The 19,727-nt window shown below is 55.8% G+C and carries 13 protein-coding genes; 6 read left to right on the top strand and 7 right to left on the bottom strand.

The window, feature by feature from the left end; translation table 11 throughout:
* Nucleotides 1-2: 2 nt before the first annotated feature.
* The gene (locus tag AB1L30_RS09820) at nucleotides 3-407 is read right to left on the bottom strand and encodes a hypothetical protein (protein ID WP_367013238.1); all 405 of its coding nucleotides are present in this window, start codon (nucleotides 405-407) and stop codon (nucleotides 3-5) included.
* A gap of 94 nt (nucleotides 408-501) precedes the next feature.
* Nucleotides 502-1,431, bottom strand: coding sequence for a DUF1559 domain-containing protein (locus tag AB1L30_RS09815; RefSeq protein ID WP_367013237.1), 930 nt, complete (start codon nucleotides 1,429-1,431; stop codon nucleotides 502-504).
* 647 nt (nucleotides 1,432-2,078) lie between these two features.
* Between AB1L30_RS09815 and AB1L30_RS09810 the strand changes: the two genes are divergently transcribed.
* Nucleotides 2,079-2,828, top strand: a complete 750-nt coding sequence (locus AB1L30_RS09810; protein ID WP_367013236.1) for a glucosamine-6-phosphate deaminase — start codon at nucleotides 2,079-2,081, stop codon at nucleotides 2,826-2,828.
* A gap of 19 nt (nucleotides 2,829-2,847) precedes the next feature.
* Nucleotides 2,848-3,834 (top strand): N-acetylglucosamine-6-phosphate deacetylase, encoded by a 987-nt coding sequence (locus tag AB1L30_RS09805; protein ID WP_367013235.1) that lies wholly within the window; start codon nucleotides 2,848-2,850, stop codon nucleotides 3,832-3,834.
* Here the strand turns inward: AB1L30_RS09805 and AB1L30_RS09800 are convergent.
* From AB1L30_RS09800 to AB1L30_RS09790, 3 genes are all read right to left on the bottom strand, one after another.
* The gene (locus AB1L30_RS09800; RefSeq protein ID WP_367013234.1) at nucleotides 3,831-4,868 is read right to left on the bottom strand and encodes a LacI family DNA-binding transcriptional regulator; all 1,038 of its coding nucleotides are present in this window, start codon (nucleotides 4,866-4,868) and stop codon (nucleotides 3,831-3,833) included. The two genes, AB1L30_RS09805 and AB1L30_RS09800, sit on opposite strands and share 4 nt — an antisense overlap.
* Nucleotides 4,869-5,011: 143 nt before the next feature.
* A complete protein-coding gene (locus tag AB1L30_RS09795) occupies nucleotides 5,012-6,460 on the bottom strand; it encodes a Gfo/Idh/MocA family oxidoreductase (protein WP_367013233.1) in 1,449 nt (482 codons plus the stop codon).
* Nucleotides 6,461-6,523: 63 nt separating this feature from the next.
* Complete coding sequence (locus AB1L30_RS09790; RefSeq protein ID WP_367013231.1) at nucleotides 6,524-7,483, bottom strand: Gfo/Idh/MocA family oxidoreductase; 960 nt, start codon at nucleotides 7,481-7,483, stop codon at nucleotides 6,524-6,526.
* A 440-nt stretch (nucleotides 7,484-7,923) separates the two neighbouring features.
* Between AB1L30_RS09790 and AB1L30_RS09785 the strand changes: the two genes are divergently transcribed.
* The 3 genes from AB1L30_RS09785 to AB1L30_RS09775 all read left to right on the top strand — a co-directional run bounded on the left by AB1L30_RS09785 (nucleotide 7,924) and on the right by AB1L30_RS09775 (nucleotide 10,798).
* Nucleotides 7,924-9,111, top strand: a complete 1,188-nt coding sequence (locus AB1L30_RS09785; RefSeq protein ID WP_367013230.1) for an outer membrane protein transport protein — start codon at nucleotides 7,924-7,926, stop codon at nucleotides 9,109-9,111.
* A gap of 209 nt (nucleotides 9,112-9,320) precedes the next feature.
* Nucleotides 9,321-9,698 (top strand): Hpt domain-containing protein, encoded by a 378-nt coding sequence (locus AB1L30_RS09780; protein WP_367013229.1) that lies wholly within the window; start codon nucleotides 9,321-9,323, stop codon nucleotides 9,696-9,698.
* Nucleotides 9,695-10,798 carry an HD domain-containing phosphohydrolase gene (locus tag AB1L30_RS09775; protein ID WP_367013228.1) on the top strand — a complete coding sequence of 368 codons (1,104 nt, stop codon included), beginning with the start codon at nucleotides 9,695-9,697 and terminating at the stop codon, nucleotides 10,796-10,798. Before AB1L30_RS09780 ends, AB1L30_RS09775 begins: the two co-directional genes overlap by 4 nt.
* A 3-nt stretch (nucleotides 10,799-10,801) precedes the next feature.
* Here the strand turns inward: AB1L30_RS09775 and AB1L30_RS09770 are convergent, their stop codons facing one another.
* Complete coding sequence (locus AB1L30_RS09770; RefSeq protein ID WP_367013227.1) at nucleotides 10,802-11,695, bottom strand: class I SAM-dependent methyltransferase; 894 nt, start codon at nucleotides 11,693-11,695, stop codon at nucleotides 10,802-10,804.
* A 636-nt stretch (nucleotides 11,696-12,331) separates the two neighbouring features.
* Between AB1L30_RS09770 and AB1L30_RS09765 the strand changes: the two genes are divergently transcribed.
* The gene (locus tag AB1L30_RS09765; protein WP_367013226.1) at nucleotides 12,332-18,277 is read left to right on the top strand and encodes an ATP-binding protein; all 5,946 of its coding nucleotides are present in this window, start codon (nucleotides 12,332-12,334) and stop codon (nucleotides 18,275-18,277) included.
* 12 nt (nucleotides 18,278-18,289) lie between these two features.
* On the opposite strand, the gene AB1L30_RS09760 is transcribed toward AB1L30_RS09765, so the two are convergent.
* Nucleotides 18,290-19,726 (bottom strand): DUF1501 domain-containing protein, encoded by a 1,437-nt coding sequence (locus AB1L30_RS09760; RefSeq protein WP_367013225.1) that lies wholly within the window; start codon nucleotides 19,724-19,726, stop codon nucleotides 18,290-18,292.
* Nucleotide 19,727: the final 1 nt, after the last annotated feature.

Genomic DNA, 19,727 nt, shown 5'->3' with positions numbered 1-19,727 from the left:
TTTCAAAGAGAAAAGTCGAAGATGTTTTCGCCCGGGACCACATCCGCGGTCAAGCCAGACTGGCGATCGCTACTGAACTTGGGAGGCAAGATCGGTTCGACCTGTTGGTTGGGGCCATGGTCGATGACGGCTGAAATCATGACGCGATGTTTACCCAGGGGAACGCCCCGGCCAAACGGTTTGGTTTCAGCCACGTACGTTCCATCGGAGTTGATTTCGGCAAAGGCTCGCGGCATGCCTTCGGTCTCTGGGATGAAGGTGATGGTTCCGGTCGGCAGGGGCTTTCCTCGGTACGTGACTTTACCCGAGACATCGCCCATTTCAGGGCCACTTGGGCCGCAGCCAGTCAGGGCCAACGTTGCCGAAAGGACCCCCACGGACCACAAGCATACAGTTCGATGGTTCATTCGGAAGATCGCCATGCAATGGAAACGAGATCGAAAGAGAAGAGCCGGCCACCGGCAGGGAAACCGGGGAGCCGGCTGAGGGTTCCTGGTTCGGTTATAGGCTTGGGATTACTTCACCATGTTGACGCGAAGCAACCGCCTTCAGAATATCGAGGTTCATCGTTTCTGGCAGAAACTTGACGCTGCCGTCGCACATGACAAACATCGCCCCACCGGGGTGATGGCTGCCGAACGGCGTCGAACTGGTGGTAAAGCTGCCGAAATAGTTGATTGGGAACTGGACCATCTTGTGGTCGATCATCAGCCACTCGGCCGCGCTGTATCGGTACGAACCCCAGGTCCATGGCTTTAGGCCGCCAAAACCGGTAACCATGGTCGACGGCCAGTTTTGCGAGCTGGAAGTTTCACCCAGCAAAAAGGTATTCGTGGTACCATCGGTAATGTCGGCGAAACGGGTTCGGCTTTCAGGATAGAAGATGCCGGACGACGAATAGCCAACGCGTCCCGATGTGACCGCGTTGTGATAATCGAGATCGTAAGAGCCCCCATTCCCTCGGTAATGCAGCGAACCTTGCAGATGCTGATAAGGGTGATTGGTGTTGCCCGTCTGATCGGACGCCAGTTCTCCCTGAGGCGACGATGGGCAACTGATATTCGGAACGGCTCCCCAGATCGGATTGTCCATGTCGTCGTAGCGATAGCTGCTACGTGTGACCAGGTAATCTTTATTGAGCGATTCCATCGCTTCGTAGCGGGCATCTTGTTCGATGAAAGGGAACAAACGGGGAACCCAGCCCATCGGATAAGCCTTCGCCGTCTGCATCCCGCCGGTCATGAAGCGACCGTGGGTGTCGTGATAGTTATGAAACGCCAGCCCCAGCTGCTTCATGTGGTTGCTGCACTGAATGCGACGGGCAGCTTCGCGAGCCTGTTGCACAGCCGGCAACAGCAAGGCAATCAGCACACCGATAATGGCAATCACTACTAACAATTCAACCAGCGTAAATCCGCGATTCTGTTTCATCGAAAAGGCCTTTGAAAGGGAAAGAAGAGATAATGAACGGGAACCGCCTGACGAGGTGATACCAGCTGATATCACCCAGGCCAAAAAAACTCCGAACGATGGGGCCGGAAGGGAACTCGACATCTCTTCGCCTCGAGCATCACATCTCCCCACAGGGATGACGCGGTGTGATGCAAAGCTTGCGCCGATAATGTCTATTTATTGCATCGACGGGGTGTTTATTGCGAAACGGCAGAGGTATACGCTCAAAACCATCCGGAGATGGGGGATTGATTCGCGTAAACTCTCGATGGCATTGCATGGCAATTGCTCGATTCAAGGAATCAATCGCTCAAAAATTGGGCTGATATTTCTTGCTTCTTCGCCTCGCAACAGGCAAAATGATATCAGCTGACATCACGCTGGCAAACAGAAAAGCGAAGCGAACGATCGGAATTCTTGGAATCCTGACAGATGATCTCCTGATTGGGGGAGGTAGACATCCTTCTCAAGGGAGCCTGGGAAGACTTTACAATGCGTAAACTCAAGCCAGGACGATTTGATCAATATCGGTTGACATCACCCTTGAGTCTGTCAAGATGATGTCACGAGGCATCATTGCGGTGCTTCACAACATGGAAAAACACGTAGGACGCTGAAGGCAAGCGATGGAAATACAGGTTCTGGAAGACGCGAAGAGTTTAGGCCTGGCGGCCGCTCGGCAAGGAGCCGAAGCCATTCGTCAGGCAATTGCCCAGCGTGGATCGGCTAACATTATTGTCGCGACAGGGGCGTCGCAGTTTGAAACCTTGGCGGCGTTGATTGTTGAGCCTGATATCGATTGGAGCCGCGTGACTGGCTTCCACCTGGATGAGTACCTGGGAATCAACGATCAGCACCCGGCCTCGTTTGTCCGCTACCTACGAGAGCGATTCGTGCAGCGAGTCTCGCTGAAGCAGTTTTACTTTGTGGATGGCATGTCGCAGTCGCCACGAGAAATGTGCGATCAACTAGGGGCGATTATCGTGGATCATCCGATTGATGTGGCCTTCGTCGGGATCGGGGAGAACGGTCACCTGGCGTTCAACGACCCTCCGGCCGACTTCGAGACCGAAACGCCGTACCTGGTTGTCGAGCTGGATGAAGCTTGTCGCCAGCAGCAAGCAGGCGAGGGCTGGTTTGCGTCGATCGATGACGTGCCAAAACAGGCGATTAGCATGTCTTGCCGCCAGATCCTGAAAACCAAGACGATTATCTGTAGTGTCCCGGATCAGCGAAAAGCGGAAGCGGTACGCAATAGCTTGCAGGGCTCGGTATCGCCGGATGTGCCTGCTTCTATCTTGCAGACCCACGGCGATACTTGGATGTATCTGGATAATGCTTCCGCTTCACTCCTTAGCTCTTCCCCGCTCTCCTGATATCCCACCGGAATCCAGCATGTCGCGCGCGAAATTCATCGATGTTCAGATCAACGGCTATTACGGCGTTGATTTCAATCAGGACGATATCTCGGAGGAAGACTTACAGGCCGCCTGCCTGGGCCTCGAGCGAGATAACGTGGAAAGCGTGTTGATCACGATCATCACGGACGACGTTGCTCGGATGACGGCTCGTATCGCGCGGATTACTCGGTTGCGCGAGACCGATCCGCTACTGCGGCGGATGATCGCCGGGTTCCATGTGGAAGGTCCATTCATCAGTACGGAACCCGGCTATGTCGGCGCTCATCCGGTGACTGCTGCCTGTCAGGCGACATGGGATAAGACCGCCCCGCTGCTTGAGGCAGGCGAAGGACTCGTTCGCGTGTTTACCTTGGCGCCAGAGCAAGATGCCGATCAGTCGGTGACGCGTCGTCTGGTCGATGAAGACGTGATCGTTTCCGCAGGGCATACCAACGCAACGCTCGATCAGTTGGATGCTGCGCTGGATGCTGGTTTGTCAATGTTTACGCACCTCGGGAATGGTTGCCCTCGGCTGATGGATCGTCACGACAATATCATTCAGCGAGCCTTGAGTCGGTCCGATCGATTGCACTTTGGTTTCATTGCGGATGGAGCGCATGTCCCCTTCTTCGCGCTCAAGAACTATTTGGAAATCGTCGGCCTCGAACGGGCCTTCGTCGTCTCCGATGCAATCGCAGCCGCAGGCTGTGGCCCTGGCGTTTATGCCCTGGGAGATCAAGAGGTCACCGTCGGCGAAGATGGTGTGCCCCGTGCGGAAGACGATAGCCACCTGGTCGGTTCTGCGACCACGATGCAGCAAATGGCGAAGAACCTGCGGTTCCATCTTGGACTGACCGCATCCCAGGTCGAATCACTAACGCGAGTCAATCCGCTGCAGTTCCTGGGGCTGTATATGCCCCCTGCCCCGCTCCGGGCCAAAATGCCGTTGCAGAATGGTGGTCATCAAGCGACGACCACTTAGCTCGATTCGCGAATTACTAGTTTCGGGCGAATGACCCGAAGCTTCTTGGCCGGAGTCAGCGTTCCGGCGAGCGATTCTTCAACCAGATCGAGTGCCTGCTTGGCGTACTCGGCATGGCATTGGTCGATGGTGGTAAGCCCTGGCTCGATCACGTCGGCAATGTCCAGGTTGTCGTAACCCGTCACGGCAACATCTTTCGGCACCGCACATCCGTGTCGCTCCAGTCCCTGAATGATTCGCACGGCCCATTCGTCATTCGATGCAATGATGGCGTCCGCCCCGTTCTTCACGACCAGCTTTTGAATACAGTCGTCGATCGCTTCACGTGATGGCTTTTGGGTCGCTTCAGGGTTGGTCCAGATCAGGGAACTCGACGAGGCCAGCTTGCGTCGCTTGACGTTCTCTTTCCAGGCATCGCTGCGGATCGACATCAAATGGTCCGTAGGGGACCAAAGCTGGATCGCAATCTTTTCACGCCCTCGATCCGCCAGGTGGTCGACCAGTTGTTCGATCGCCGAAGAGGTTTCAACACGAACACAGGCCTGCGTCTTCAAGATCGGTCTCGAGTGCAGAATGATGTGCTCGCGATTGCGAAACACCTTCTTCAGTTTCGGGCGAATATCTTGCATTACATCGAACATGCACAGAATGGCATCCATTCCATGATCGATGAAATCGTCCAGGTAAGTCTTGATTTCGTCCGGATCGTGGTGCACCTGGCCAATCATCAAACGGTAGCCGCGGGTATGGGCTTCCGCTTCGATCGCCGCCAGACGAGCCGAGAAGACCGCCATGTTCACCGTGTCGAGGATCACGCCCACAATCTTGGTTGGCATACCACGCAGTCGCTGGGCGGCCCGGTTAGGGCGATAGTCCAGCTCGGCCGCGATCTTCAAGACCTTTTCGCGGGTCGCTTCCGAAACGCGAACGCAGTCCGCTCCCGAGTTGTTCAAGATGTGCCCGACGGCTGCGCGGCTTACGCCCGCCTTGTTGGCAATATCAAGCAGTCGGACTTTTCTCGGTTCATCGGCCATGAGTCTTCGTTCATCCGCGAGGCCCAGCCGCTTGCCGCTAAGGACAGGAAGCTACTGGTTAGTAAGGTGCAGGTCTGGCTCTCCAGAATACGGAAAGCCCCTACGCCTTATCAAGTCCCGCAGGCTGAACGAAGTAGTTTCGATTAAACCACTTCCGGCACCACGTAGGGCGCTCGGTATTCCCGTTTGAGGAGGCCGTTGGCGGCTTCGCTCTGCGGGAACGACTCGGTTTTGGGGTCGATAGCCAGGGTCGGGCCGAATTCGACCTGGGCCGATGCCAGATCGACTCCGTTCGCTTCGAGGTGCGATTCCATCCGTTTCGCAGCTTCCTGAACGAGCGGTTGATCTTGCAACTGATTGTTCAAAGACGAAAGCGAAACTGACTCACCCAGGCGGTGCGAGATATTCCCCAGGTGGCACAGCGCGGTCGAAAGGTGCCCGGTGCGGACGTCGCAGTTCAGTTCGCTGGCGTTTCGCGATCGGACCGCTTTTACGAAGTTCTCGCGATGCAACTGACGCCCGCCATCGCTACCGGTGTTGCCAGTGATCTCGCGAATGACCTTGCCGTCGGGATCGATCACCTTGCCGGTATCAAAGCCGACGTAGGTCGCGTCTTCGCCTTCGACAACGATGCCATAGCTGATGTCCTTATACTTGCAGGTATCCTTCTTGCCCGTCGCGGTGGGTAGATCGCGGATCTCGAATGTGATTGGGGCCTTGGCATATTCATATCGCAGAATATGTGTGTTCGGAGTCTGGCCGTTGTCGTCCCAGACATAGCGACCACCGACGCTGCTGACTGCGGTCGGAAACTCTTCGGCGCCGATCGACCAGCGGCATAGGTCGAGAATGTGCGGGCCGTTGTTGCCCAGTTCTGCGTTGCCATAATCCCAGAACCAGTGCCAGTCGTAGTGATACTTGGCTCGCTCTAGTTTGGTCGGAGCCGGTCCGCACCACATATCGTGGTTAACGGTGGCTGGTGGTTTGAGGGCTCCGGTTGGCTTGCCGATTGAATCGCGGCGCGTCAGATAGACCCCTTTGACCTGCTTCACTTTACCGAGGGCGCCTGCCTGAACTTCCTGGAAGAAGTCTTGCAGGTGCGTGAAGCTGCGACGCTGGATGCCGACTTGAACGATACGCTCGTACTTGTCGGCCGCTTTCTTCATCTGGCCTGCTTCCCAGATGTTGTGCGAGCAAGGCTTCTCGGTGTAGACGTCTTTACCTGCCTGGCAGCCCCACACGGTGCCCAAGGCATGCCAATGATTCGGAATCGCCAGCACGACGGCATCGACATCTGGATCGTCCAGCACCCGACGCATGTCGTTGTAAGTCTTCAGCTTCTGCTGGAACTTCTTTTGGTGCTCTTCGGCACGTTGACCGAGGACTGCACTATCGACATCGCATGCCCCCACGACCCGTACGCCCGAGATCTGAGAGAAGCCGTTGAGATGGGTTCGGCCGATACCGTTCACACCTACCACGACGACGCGAAGTTCGTCGTTGGCGGCAGCGAAGCTGGGACTTGACGTGAACGTGGTCATCGCCGTGGCGGAAGCGGCAGCCAGGAAGGATCGTCGATTCAAGTGCGTCATTGGGAAAACCTTGTGCGGTGGATCAGTTGTATTAAGGGAGAACCAGCAAGCGAATCGACCTGGTTATTTCAGCAGCGGAGCCATGGAAATCGCTTCGCCATTGGCGTCACGGCTTTGGTCGGCGGCGGTCATAAAGGCGATGATTTCCAGCGTTTGTTCTGGTGCGATCGGAGGCTGCTTCGTTTCAAAAAATTTGACGATCTCGACCACCAGTAGGTCGTACTTGGCTTTGATCTTGGTGAGCTGGATGTCTTTCTTTCCGAACACGACGACGCCGTAACCATACGAACCATCGCGAATCCCACGGAACGTACCGACCCGGCCATCGGCCCAGACGCCGGTCACGACTTCGACTCCTTCGACCTTGGTCCGCTGGACGGTCTGACAGCCTGGCCCCATGACGGTGAACAGCGTCTCGACGCCGTGGATTCCATACCAGAACAGGTCGGGATGTGTGGGATCGGTCTTGCTGGGGCTATAGGCGACGCAGCCGACGACCTCGTCCTTGTTGATGTCGATCACTTCCTGACAGTAACGGAGCGTCGATGCCGAGAAGAACGGCGTGCCAGTCTTCTTCGAGAGGGCGATCAGTTGTTTCGTTTCTTCCAGCGAGGCGGTCAGCGGCTTGTCGATGAAAACAGGAATCCCTGCTTCGAGCACGGGCATCGCTTGCTGCAAGTGAACCCGACCGTCGACGCTGTTGATGATGACGGCATCGACCTTCTTCAGCAGTGCGTCGATCGATGGAACGATCTCGATTCCCATTTGCTCGATCTGCTTAGTGAACCCTTCGATGCGGTCGGTGCTCGTCGAAAGATCGGGACTTCCGCCTGGGAAAGCGGCGACCACTTTGGCCTTCGCCAGCGAGGCTGGGCCGTTGTTGGCGTTGATCGTTTTGCTGAAGGCAACCGCGTGCGAGCTATCAAGACCAATCAGTCCAATTCGGATGGGATCGGCAGCTTCAGTTGGAGCCAGGCAAGTCAGAAGCGAGATCAAGCCAAGAGCGAGCGACCAGGTTTTCACGAGCACGACCTTTGTGGAATTTCGGTGAGAGCGAGGTAAGGGAGCATCGGAGATAGGTTCACGGAACGATCTCAAGATACCACGTGACATCATTCGGGTAAAGCTTTTTCTTTGGGCCCCGATTGGGGATTCGCTCAACCACAGTCAGGGCAGCAGATTACGACTTGATCCGCCCCTTGAAAAAGACCTACTCGCGACCTCGACATACCCCCTCTGACGCATGCCAATGCCAGCACGAAAACTGATAGCACTAGGTGTTTTCAACGCGTTTGATCGTGCAAACCGATACTGCTCGCGGGAAGTCGCCGCTTTTTCCCTGACAGAGTCGACGAAAAACCTGAGGAAGCACCAGCGATTTCGTCGATGGCATCCCGCGTACAGGTAAGATCCTCACTTCTCGCTTTACCCATTCAGGCGAGTCGGACTATATGGCGGCAGGCATGCGAAATCTCTTCTCTGGTTTGGTGGCGGCATTTCTGGTTTTGACATCGATCGCGATGGCTTCGGCCCAAGGGATCGCAGTAACGGGTGTTGGACCGGTGAATCGTTCGATGGGTGGTGCCGGTACGGCAGCTCCTCTTGACGCGATTGGTGCCTTGCACTGGAATCCCGCATCGATCAGCTATCTCGAACAGGACGAAGTTTCGTTCGGCATGGAAGGGCTGCTGGCCGATATCGAACTTTCTTCGACCGTCGGCGGCTCGACCCACACCACCAATGGTGAAGCGGGCGTCGCCGTGATTCCATCGGTTGGTTGGGTCGATCACCTGGAAGGAACACCGATCACGATCGGAATGGGTGTCTATGGCATCGGCGGTTTTCGCAACAACATGCCGATGGATGCGAGCAATCCATTGTTGGCATCAGGCCCTGTCTTCGCCGACGCAGAAATCATGCAGATTGCACCGACGATCTCGATGCAGCTTGGTGAACGCTGGTCGGTCGGTATCGCTCCAACGATCACGGCCGCTCGTATGATGTTCGATCCACTCGGTCCGTCGGCGATCACGCCCTCGGCGACCGCTGGTTCCGGTAACCGTGTTCACTGGGGTGGTGGTATCCAGGGTGGTGTTTTTTACGCGAGCCCGAACTGCTGGCGAGCTGGTTTCACGGTGAAGAGTCCGCAGTGGTTTGAAGAGTTCCGCTTCTTCACTTCGTCGGGCGTTGTTGGCTTCGATCTCGATTACCCACTGATCCTCTCTGGAGGCTTGGGGTACTACGGCTGGGAACGTTGGGTTTTTGCCGCCGATGTGCGTTATTTCGATTATGCCAATACGGCCGGTTTTAAAGACCTCGGTTGGCAAAGCGTCTTCGCCGGGGCAATCGGTGCGCAGTACCAGTTGAGCGAACTGTGGAAACTTCGCGCAGGTTACAACTTCAACCAGAACCCAATCGGTTCGGAAGACGTGTTTACGAACATTGCCAGCCCTTTGATCCAGACGCATAACATCGCCCTGGGTGCTGGGTGTCTGCTAACTGAAAACGTCGAGCTCAACCTGGCCTATGTCTACCTGGTGAACTCGGAAGTTTCGGGGCCACTCCCATCGCCTCCGTTCGGTGGCAACGACACGATGTCGCACCGAATCAACGCCCATTCGCTGCTGTTGGGCGTCCAGATTCGCTACTAGTGAAACCGGAGACAATTGCGTTATTCGCGCGGAATCCATAAGCGGTTACTTAAGTAACCACATGGATTTACGCCAAATATGCTCGAATTGCCATCGAATTGCGTATCATTTTGACCCTCGGGGAAATGTAACCTATCTTTCGGAAGATATCCGGAAAGTTGCACGCCAGCTCTTATCTGTGCACAGGTTTTAACCCGGGGAGACTGCGAATGAATTGGCAACCAATGCTCACTTTTTCCACTGACCAGTCCATCAATTGGGAAACATTGACATCCCGTTGTATTGGTCGAATCGATCTGGTCGAGAAAGCATTGGATCGATTCCAGCAGGCCCTGGTTGGCGATCTGGAAGCACTGGAAGCTGCGGCAGACGAGCAAAACTCGGAGGAAGTTGCGAGAATAGCGCATCGCATCAAGGGAACTTCATTGACGGTTTCTGCAGACCGACTTGCCGAGATTGCGACAAAACTCGAGCAGAAGGCGGAAGGAAGTCTGCAAAACGTAGACGAATCGCTATCAGATATTCGCGAAGAGTATGACCGTTTGACGGACATCATCTCGCAGCGACGCGTAGGGGACCGCCAATGATCATCCATGACCGAGACACCACGCAAGCTCCCATTTTATTGGTAGACGACGATCCGGCATGTCTTGGCATGCTACGGGACGTTCTCGAGGCGTTGGGTATTCCGGTCCTGACCGCCAGCGACGGAAACGAAGCGCTGGAAATGATCTGCCAGGGGGACATTCGTATCGTATTGTCGGACTGGCAAATGCCGGGCATGTCAGGCGTAGAGCTTTGCCGTCGTGTGCGACAGCGTCCTTTAAGCGGCTACGTCTATTTCATTCTGCTGACCTCGCTTGACCGCAAACATAATCTGGTCAGTGGTCTTCGAGCCGGTGCCGACGACTTCGTCAACAAGCCGTTCGACCCGGAAGAACTGCAAATCCGGCTCCGCACAGCGAATCGCATTGTTTCGTTAGAAAGCCGAAACGTCATCATCTTTGCGTTGGCCAAGCTCGCGGAATCACGCGACCCTGAGACAGGCGCTCACCTGGAACGCATGCGAGAATACTCGCGTTTGTTGGCCGAAGATCTCGCGAGCCAGCCTAAGTACGCCGACATTGTCGATGCCGACTATGTCCGCACGATCTACCTGACCAGTCCGCTGCACGACATTGGCAAGGTAGGTATTCCCGATCACGTGTTGCTGAAGCCGGGCCGATTAACGTCGGAAGAATTCGAGATCATGAAGCAGCATACGCTCGTAGGCTTTCACACGCTGGATGCTGCCGTCCAAGAGCAGCCAGAAGCGGCCTACCTGCGATTTGCTAGAGACATTGCCGCATCGCATCACGAGAAGTGGGATGGCAGTGGCTATCCGTACGGGCTGAAGGGAGAAGAAATTCCGCTGTGCGGCCGCATTGTCGCAGTGGCGGACGTCTACGACGCCCTGACCACTGCTCGCGTTTACAAAGAAGCCTTCTCGCATGAAAAGGCCTGTGCGATTATCCGCGAGGGAAGCGGATCCCATTTCGACCCTGATATCGTCGAGGCGTTCTTCCGTCACGAGGAAGAAATCGTCAACATCAATCAGCGTCTGAACGATGCACTCGTGTATGCGAATCTTCCAGAGATGGCACCCGGAGTGAGCATTCCCGCTGGGACCTGCACCGCTGCGAACTAGGTTTTAGTTCTCGACGATCTGACCGTTCTTCGCGATCCGAGTGTTCTTCGCACGTGCCGAGCGTGGCATTTCAGCCAGGTCGATACGACGAATGCAATCCGGAGCACTGCGACTCACGTAGTTGACAATGATGCCCGTCCGATCACGAGTCAGTACCATCTTGTCGGTATTGAAACCGGCCTGTTGGTATACGTTCAAAACATCATCTACGGTCCGCTGATAGAAGAACCAATCGAGATGCCATTGGTAAGGCGTCTCGTCATACTGCTCGGTATCTTTGAAGGCGATTACCAGACAGCCCCCTTCGTTCAGCGATTCCCCGAGACCGGCGAAGATGCCGACCAGGTGCTCATCGGTCAGGTAGTCGGCCAAGCCAACACTGTAGATGATATCGAACGTACCGAAGTTCTTTTTGGTCGCTTCCGAGTTCCGCGCACGCATGGCGTTGTAACGAACCGGTTTGAGCGTTGTCGATGGCGGAAGTTGCGAGGCAACTGTGGCTTCGATGTATTCAAGCGCGACGGGATCGTTGTCCATGGCGATTACTTCGATGTTGCGACCGGCATATTCCGGCCAATCGAGAAATTCGCGACATGGACCACAAGCGATATCGAGGATCCGAAGATCACCTTCGCGAGATCCGATTTCATTTTCCAGATACTCACGGACGAGGTCTTTACGACCGCGCACCGCGTTGGCCAACGGAAGTTCGGAAATGCAGAGGTCCAGGTATGCACCTAAACCTCGCGCTGGTGTGGCTTCTTCGTATAGTTTGACCAGCATCTCGTAGTCGCCAGCAAAGCCGCTAGGCTTCGTGCGAGCACGATTACCGATCCAACTAAGCGAGAACCAGGGATTCGTTTCTTCACGGAAACGCGCCTGAACTTCCTTGATCAATTCAGGATCATTTTCGTGAGCGCATTCGAAATTGCGACAAGCGGTTTGAGATTGTTGAAATGCGGCAAGCGTTCGCTTGTGAAACTCATCTCCACGTTGCGGGATTGCATCCTTGTCAATCTCGCTTTCAAGTTGAGCAAGCTGTTGCTTGAATTCCGCCACGTCCTTTGAAAAGAATTCGATCACGCTAGGTAATCGAGACGAGCTCGACTCGTTCGGCTGAATCATTGCAAATACCCAGAAAATCAGGTGTCCAATTGGGCAGATAAGGTCGCACGTGAATTGGTACGACGCGACTCGAGTATTTATCAGAATGGTCCTGTTGCCGGAAATCAACCATGAAACGTAGCAATTAGACATAAGGGGGGGTGTGCTTAGGTAAGTTTCACCATTTACATGCCCCTTATGACCCATACGTAATGCGCAGCTTGCGCTTAACGCGTGATCTTAGAAGCGGGCGCAAGGGGGCAAGCTAAGTTTCCAGTGATTCAGCGCACCGATCTGCGCCTACTTATGTGGAGGGGGCAACCAGTCGCTTCCTCTACTAATCAAGGGCATACATGATGTCAGCCAGGGAGCTTCCCAGGCCGCATGGGGCCTTCATGTATTACCTGTAATTTAAAACGATAAGAACACATGGTGGACCGAGAACCAGGTGACGTGGTCGACGCATTCAAACCACTGTTGAATGTCGCTGAGGAGATCAGTTCGCGCTACGAGATCAACGCGGCGACCGGTGAGCCTACGTATGGCCAAACCTTCTGGGGAAGCGACAAAGCGAACGGGCAACTTGTTGAGATTCGCTCGGTAAATCTATCTTCGATGTCGAGCGGAACGCGCGCTCGTGTCGAGTTTGAAGCCGCAATCCGTCGCGATCATCATAATGAGCAGCTTGTTCCCATTCTGAACTTCTTGCGCAGTGACGATGATTTCTATATTGTGATGCCGCGCGAAGATCGAAAGACGCTCTCGCAGGTTCTGACGGAAGAACCTCTTTCGATTAACGAAGTCCTACAGATTGGTAAGGACCTCTTTACCGCGCTCGACTCGTTGCATCGTCGTGGGTCGCTACACCGCGACGTGATGCCTTCCAGTATGGTGGTGACCGTAGATTCTCGCGATGATGCGAAAATCACGGGGATCAAACTGGGGGGGGTCGGAATTGTGAAACGTTTTCATCCAGATCAACTTTGGGGTGAACGTGAGTGTGAGACGGTCTCGTATATGTCGCCGGAGGAAGCGGGTTCGATCGATGCGGATGTGGGACCCCCGTCCGATCTATATGCGGGTGGGATTCTCTTATTCCGCTTGTTAGCAGGGCGATTGCCATTTCTGGGAAAGGGAGCAGGTGAGATTCTATTTGAACATCTCACGGCGCCTGTGCCTGACTTGCCGAGTATCAATGCAGAAGTGTCGCGTGACCTGGACGAGCTCGTTCAACGTCTGCTACGCAAGGATCCACGCGATCGCTACCAGTTGGCCAGTGCGGTCGTGGCGGACCTGTTGGCGATTGAAGAAGTCTTACAAACGGGAGGCGATGGATCGCACATCACCATCGGATCAAGTGATCGCCGTTGCACGCTGACCGAGCCCGCTTTCGTCGCGCGTGATGAAGAACTGAATCAACTCAACAACTTCATCAAAGAGACTCGCCAGGGCAACGCCTCGGTGATCCTGGTTGAAGGCGAGTCAGGTGTCGGCAAAAGCCGTTTGATGGTCGAAGCGGTCCGTGTCGCCCGTCGCAATGGCAATTGGGTGTTGCGAGGTCAAGCGACCACCAATGTCGGCCAACGGCCTTATCGAATGCTGGAAGGAATCGTGGATGGATTCCTTTCGATGGCCCAAAAAGATGCCTCTTTATTGCATCGAGTTCGCGAGCAAGTCGGCGACATGGTCGACGCCCTTTGTGCGGCGTTGCCTTCGCTCGGGAGTGCCTTGCGGCCCAGCGAACGGCTGACGGAGAAGTCTCCGGCAGCATTTGGTGAAAACCGAACGATCGACTCCTTGATCAAGTTTCTGGGAGCCCTGGGAAGTCGCGAACGTCCAGCAATTATCATTCTGGACGACTGCCAATGGGCAGATGGTCTGACGCACAATTTGATTCGACGGTGGCACACGCAGCCGCGCAACTCCAAGCGGCATAGCTCGCTGGTCTGCTCGTTCCGGACCGAAGAGGTGGACGAGAATCACTCGTTGCGCGCGATCCCACGGTGCCCACAAATCGCACTCAAGCCACTCCGTTCGGAAGAGATCAAACAGCTCGCTGAGTCGATGGCAGGTGCCCTGCCCGATGAAGCGATCGAGGTTGTCACGCGTCTGGCGGGTGGTAGCCCATTCATGGCTTCAGCCGTCGTTCGCGGCCTGGTTGAATCGGGAGCGTTGGAATCCGGCGAAGGTTGCTGGAAAGTCGATCCGCAGCGACTGAACGACATTCAGTCTTCGCAAGAAGCGGCGTCGTTTCTCACCCATCGAATCGAGATGCTACCTCCCGAGACGATCAATCTGCTCTCGGTCGGTGCGTTGGTGGGTAAAGAATTCAGCCTCGATATCGCTTCGTCGCTCACACGGATGAGTGTCCCTGAGGCGGTCGCTGCGCTGCTGCATGCTCGCGATCGTAACTTAATCTGGGAGCGAGCCGACGGCGGACAGTTTGTTTTCGTTCACGACAAGATCCGCAGTTCGTTGCTCGACCGACTCGACCCGCACGAACAACGACAGTTGCACTTGCGGGCCGCCTTGCATTTACAAGAGCAGCATCCAGGACGCGTTTCCGAAATCGCCTATCACCTAGACGAGGCAGGTGCCGCTGAGACCGCACTCGGCTACGCACTGCAGGCCGCCGAACAGGCACGCAGCCAGTTCTCGCTGGAAATCGCGGAAAAGCAATATCGTATTGCCCAGCGTGGTGCCCAGAATCAATCGAAGTCGATTCGCTTCCGGATTGCGGAAGGTTTGGGCGATGCGTTGATGTTGCGAGGACAATATCCGGAAGCCGCGCCCCAATTCGAACTGGCGGCGGAACTGGCGGAAGGTGATCTCGATCGCGCGAAGATCCAAAGCAAACTCGCTGAACTCTCCTTCAAGCGTGGCGACATGGAGTCCGCGACGAAAGGATTTGAAACAGCGCTACGCTCCCTCGGTTGTCTTGTGCCACGGAACCGCGTGCTGGTTGTCGTCCTGTTGATGTGGGAAGCTCTCAAGCAGGTTATGCATACCTGTTTTCCGGGCTTCTTCCTGCAGCGGAAGCGACGTCCGCCAAATGACTCAGAACGGCTGGCCATTCAGCTATTCGCTCTGTTGACACATGGTTGCTGGTATTGTCGTAGCAAAGTCGAATGTCTTCTGGCCCACTTGCGTGGTTTGAACTATGCGGAAGACTTTTTGCCGAGCCCCGAGCTTGCGAGTGCCTATTCGTTACATGCCCCGGTGGTGTGCCTGGTCCCGTTGTTCAAACGTGCGCTCTGGTATGCTCGACGTTCATTGGAACTTCGTCGCAGCTTCAACGACGTGTGGGGTCAGGGGCAATCGTTGAACTACTACGCGTGTGCTCTTTATGCTGCTGGCAACTATCGAGAGTGCATCGAGAAAGGTCGTGAGTCGATCCAGCTTCTGGAGCGTACCGGCGACTATTGGCAAGTGCATATTGCCCGCTACCAGGTTGCGGCATCGCTTTACCATCTTGGCAACTTCCGCGAAGCAATCGCCGAAGCGCAGAACAATCATCGGTCCGGGATCGAACTGGGCGACGAACAGGCCTCCGGGATCATTCTCGATGTCTGGGTGCGTGCGACCCGTGGTGATATTCCCGATTCGCTGTTCGAGGCAGAACTCGAGCGAACCCGTCACGATGCCCAAGGAAAGACGCAGCTCTATTTCGCTGTGGGTGTGCGAGATCTTTACCAAGGAAAATTGAATTCGGCGATCACGGCATTGGAAACTGCCGTCGAAACCGCCAAGGTCGCAGGTATCGAGAATGCCTACACGGCCCCTGCTCTTGCCTGGTTGGCAACGGCCTTTCGAATGCAGGCCGAGACAACGCCACCGCATGCTCCGCACTTGCGAAACGCCATGCTTCAAAATGCAGAGCGGACTGCCAGGCGCGCAATTCGTGCGGCCAAAGTGTGCCCGAACGATTTGCCACGAGCAATTCGCGAACGGGCCCTAGTGGCCGCCATGCGTGGAAACTATCGCAAGTCACGAAAGCTGTTCGATCAGTGCCTGGCGATCACCACACAACTCGAGGCTATGTACGAACAAGCTGTTACCCTTTGGCATCGTAGCCAGGTGGGGTTCTCGGCAAACTGGCAAGATGCCCGGCACGACGAACGAGAATCGCAACGCCTCTTTGACGAACTAACCATTGAAGACGATCGGGCCAATCCTCGCGAAGGGGAACTGGCAACGTTGTCCCTGGTCGACCGATTCGACACGGTGCTGCACGTTGGCCGCCGGATCGCTTCCGCGCTCACGACTGAAAAGATCTATGAAGAGTCGTGCGGTGGCGCGACACGTTTACTCCGTGGTGAAAACAGCCTGCTGCTGGAATTCGACCGCGACAATGAGCAGGCTCGGCCAACCATCAAGATGGGTGTGCCGGAGGTGACCTACGATCAGAAGAACCTGCAACAGGCGATCGATGCCGGTCATGCGATGGCATTTGTCGAGTCAGGCATCGACGGTGCCATGCATCGCGAAACGGCTGCCAGCCGATCGACGATTTACATTCCCATCTTTGTCCGCAATCGACTGGCAGCTTGTTTGTATGTCGAGCATGCCCAGGTCGTCGGCCTGTTCGGATCGGACGAAGAACGCCTGGCCGACTTTGTCGGAACCATCGCAGGAGCTGCCCTCGAGAATGCTCAAGGCTTCCAGGATCTGACGCGTTTGAATACGACGCTCGAGCAACGTATCGCCGAACGAACGGCGGCGGCTGTTTCGCGAGCAGCAGAACTGGCACGGTCGAATCTCCAGTTGGAGCGGACGGCCAAAGAGCTTCGCAAGACCGAAGAAGAACTGCGTGTTGCCAAGGTCGCCGCCGAAACGGCGAACGAGGCCAAGAGCCGCTTCCTGGCGACCATGAGTCACGAGATCCGCACACCACTCAACGGGATTCTCGGTATGACCGAGTTAGCCTTGCGGACCGAATTGACCTCGCAGCAACGCAACTGCCTGACCGTGATCAATCAGTCGGGTGAGAGCCTCTTGAACTTGCTGAACGATGTCCTCGATATCTCGAAGATCGAGGCAGGCAAGATGGAGCTCGAAGCAATTCCGATGGATCCACAGATGGTGGTTAGTTCGTCGGTTCGTCTTTTGGCGGTCAATGCAGCGAACAAGGGAATCGAACTGCTTTGTCGTACGGGCCCCGAGGTTCCAGCATTGGTCGAGGGAGACCCGTGCCGCTTACGACAGGTAATTTTCAACCTGGTTGGCAACGCCATCAAGTTCACCGAAAAGGGAGAAGTGCTGGTCGACTGCCGCATCGATGGGATCGGTAAGCAGCGACAGATGCACTTCGCTGTGCGAGACTCTGGCCCAGGCATCCCCGCGGAAAAACAAGCGGCGATCTTCGAGGCGTTCGAGCAAAGTGATAGTTCGACCACCCGTCGCTACGGCGGGACCGGGCTCGGCCTGGCGATCTCTTCGCAGATTGTCAGCTTGATGAATGGCAAAGTCTGGGTCGAAAGTGAAGTCGGCGTGGGAAGTACGTTCCATGTGACCATTCCGATCAAGCAGGTCGAAGAGGAAGCGACGCCGCAAGCACCCGTGCTCGAAGGGCGACGGATTCAAATCATCTCGGAAAATCAAACCGCTCGTGACTTGTACCAAGAGATTCTCTCGGGTGCGGGGGCTACATGCGAGGTGACGACGTTAGACGAAGCGTTTGCCGCAGTCGTTGACGATGACGACACCGAACGCAGCGATTTGCCATTCGTGCTGCTCGACTGGAACAGTGGATCAGAGACCTTGGCACAGTGGTTCATCACGCCTGACTCGGTCGACTTGTTCAAGTTGCCGCACGTCGTACTGATTCCTCCGACCGGCGTGCCGGATGGAATCGATCATTGTGCAATGGCGACCTTGTCGAAGCCTGCTTCCAGCGAAGAATTGATTAGTGCCATTCTCGCCGCCATCGATTCGGTGCCGTCCGAAGATCGTGCAGGCGTTCCGACGATGCCCACCTGCGGCCGTTCATTGCACATCTTGTTGGCGGACGATGCACCAGTAAATCAGGAAGTCGCATCCGGAATCCTGGAACTGTTCGGGCACACCTGTGAAGTGGCCAGTACCGGGAGGGAAGCACTGGAACGCTACCAGGAAGGAAAGTTCGATCTCGTGCTGATGGATCTCGAAATGCCAGAGATGGATGGATCCCAAGCGACCAACGCGATTCGGCAATGGGAACAAGAGAACGGGCGTCGCACGCCGATCGTGGCGATGACGGCGCATGCCTTGTCCGGGGCTCGCGAACAGTGCCTGGCGGCTGGCATGGATGACTATTTGTCGAAGCCAATTCAGCCTGATCGCATCAAGCAACTTCTCGACGAAATCGCTGTCGGAAGTCACACGTCGGGCGTTTAACAGGGCGCGGCATCAAGCGATGATGTCGTGCACTACGCGAGCCGGTTTCACTCCGGTCAGACGCATGTCGAGTCCCTGGAACTTGACGCTGAAGTGCTCGGGATCGATCCCCAGCAGATACAGCATCGTCGCATGCAGATCACGGACGTGAACGACATTCTCAACCGCGTTGTAGCCAAGGTCGTCGGTGGCACCGTATGTTGTACCCCCTTTCACCCCACCGCCAGCCAGCCACATGCTAAAGCCTTTGATGTGATGGTCGCGGCCTATGTCTCCTTTGCCTGACTGCGACATCGGCGTACGACCAAATTCGCCACCCCACACGATCAGTGTATCGTCGAGCATGCCACGCTGCTTCAAGTCGGTCAGCAAAGCGTAAGTCGGCTTGTCGGTCAGTCCGGTACAGACATCCATGTACTTCTTCAGCCCGCCATGATGATCCCAGCCGCGATGATATAGGTGAATGAAGCGAACGCCTCGTTCGGCCAAACGACGTGCGAGTAGACAGTTCGAGGCGAATGAACCATCGCCTGGCTTGGCCCCATACATGTCGAGGATGTGCTGTGGTTCATCCGAGACGTCGGTCAGTTCCGGGATCGACATCTGCATGCGAAACGCCATTTCATAAGCGGCAATGCGACTCGCGATTTCAGGATCGCCATTGGTTTGTTGGCGATGGCGATTCAAGCTGCTGATCGCATCGACCAGGTTGCGTTGCTGACGAACATTCACGCCAGCAGGATTGCGGACATAGTTCACTGGATCGCCCGTCGAACTGAATTCCACTCCTTGGTAACGGCTTGGCAGGAAGCCGCTGGCCCATTGCCGCGAAGCGATCGGCTGCGGGTTACGACCACCGACGCTCGACAGCACCACGAAGCCGGGCAGTTCGTCCGTTTCGCAGCCGATACCATAATTGACCCAGGCCCCCATTGAAGGACGCCCGCTGATCGCCGTGCCGGTGTTCATAAACGTATGAGCCGGATCGTGGTTGATCTGTTCGGTCACCATCGAACGAACGATACAAATGTCGTCCGCCATCTTCGCGTGCCAGGGAAGGTAGTCGCTGATCTCTTGTCCATTGGCTCCGTACTTCTGGAACTTCGAGATCGAACCAAGGCACTTCAAGGCTTGGCCCTGAAGCTGGGCGATCGGTTGGCCAGCGGTGTACGACTCAGGAAATGCCTGGCCGTTCATCTTCGACAACACCGGCTTGTTGTCGAAGGTCTCCAGGTGCGATGGTCCGCCTGACATGCACAAGAAGATCACACGTTTGACACGCTGCGGCAGGTTCGGCAGGCCAGGCTGACCAGGGACGCCATTGGTCGAGGACGAAGCCCCGAGGCCTTCGCGGGCAAGCAAAGAACCAAGAGCGGCCGAGCCGAGACCGATTCCTGTTTGCGACAGGAACGTCCGGCGATTGAGTTGCATCGGATGGAATTCAGACATG

Source organism: Bremerella sp. JC817 (assembly GCF_040718835.1).
Classification (GTDB): domain Bacteria; phylum Planctomycetota; class Planctomycetia; order Pirellulales; family Pirellulaceae; genus Bremerella.
Note: the sequence above shows the minus strand (reverse complement) of the source record. Positions and strands in the feature narration are given on the sequence as shown.

What these genes read in the sequence shown, in the direction of transcription:
- AB1L30_RS09820 (WP_367013238.1), bottom strand. Translation starts at nt 407, where the DNA reads ATGAACCATCGAACTGTATGCTTGTGGTCCGTGGGGGTCCTTTCGGCA.
- AB1L30_RS09815 (WP_367013237.1), bottom strand. Translation starts at nt 1,431, where the DNA reads ATGAAACAGAATCGCGGATTTACGCTGGTTGAATTGTTAGTAGTGATT.
- AB1L30_RS09810 (WP_367013236.1), top strand. Translation starts at nt 2,079, where the DNA reads ATGGAAATACAGGTTCTGGAAGACGCGAAGAGTTTAGGCCTGGCGGCC.
- AB1L30_RS09805 (WP_367013235.1), top strand. Translation starts at nt 2,848, where the DNA reads ATGTCGCGCGCGAAATTCATCGATGTTCAGATCAACGGCTATTACGGC.
- AB1L30_RS09800 (WP_367013234.1), bottom strand. Translation starts at nt 4,868, where the DNA reads ATGGCCGATGAACCGAGAAAAGTCCGACTGCTTGATATTGCCAACAAG.
- AB1L30_RS09795 (WP_367013233.1), bottom strand. Translation starts at nt 6,460, where the DNA reads ATGACGCACTTGAATCGACGATCCTTCCTGGCTGCCGCTTCCGCCACG.
- AB1L30_RS09785 (WP_367013230.1), top strand. Translation starts at nt 7,924, where the DNA reads ATGCGAAATCTCTTCTCTGGTTTGGTGGCGGCATTTCTGGTTTTGACA.
- AB1L30_RS09780 (WP_367013229.1), top strand. Translation starts at nt 9,321, where the DNA reads ATGAATTGGCAACCAATGCTCACTTTTTCCACTGACCAGTCCATCAAT.
- AB1L30_RS09775 (WP_367013228.1), top strand. Translation starts at nt 9,695, where the DNA reads ATGATCATCCATGACCGAGACACCACGCAAGCTCCCATTTTATTGGTA.
- AB1L30_RS09765 (WP_367013226.1), top strand. Translation starts at nt 12,332, where the DNA reads ATGGTGGACCGAGAACCAGGTGACGTGGTCGACGCATTCAAACCACTG.
- AB1L30_RS09760 (WP_367013225.1), bottom strand. Translation starts at nt 19,726, where the DNA reads ATGTCTGAATTCCATCCGATGCAACTCAATCGCCGGACGTTCCTGTCG.